This window comes from Mesorhizobium sp. M3A.F.Ca.ET.175.01.1.1 (genome assembly GCF_004791945.1).
Classification (GTDB): Bacteria; Pseudomonadota; Alphaproteobacteria; order Rhizobiales; family Rhizobiaceae; genus Mesorhizobium.
In genome coordinates this window covers 1-331 of record NZ_SRTP01000223.1, presented here as the reverse complement: position 1 = coordinate 331, position 331 = coordinate 1, and the positions used below count along the sequence as shown (strand labels likewise).

Below are 331 nucleotides of genomic sequence, written 5' to 3'. Positions count from 1 at the left end.
GCTCCAGAAGGGCTGCGCTTCGACCACGTCGTTCAGCCAATAAATGCGGACACGCTCGTCCATGGCCGCATAGGGCGACGCCAGGCATTGCGGGAAGACCACGATCGCGACAGCCGCGACCACCACCGCTAACATCAGCATTGAAGCAAGCCGTGCCCGCGCGGTCGATGCGGTCAACATGCCGGCGGTCGCGAGGCCGAGGCCGGAAAGTGCCGCGATAGCGAACTGGAAGGACGAGAAGGCGTCGCATTGGGCGATGCCCCAGTCGGCCGGCCGGATGGTCGCCACGAAGACCAGGAAGGCGACGCCGGCAAATCCAAGGCCGAAGCCG

General features: G+C 65.9%; 1 pseudogene. It reads right to left on the bottom strand.

The window, feature by feature from the left end:
* A pseudogene (locus tag EN818_RS33130) lies at positions 1 to 331 on the bottom strand (GtrA family protein); the annotation flags it as partial.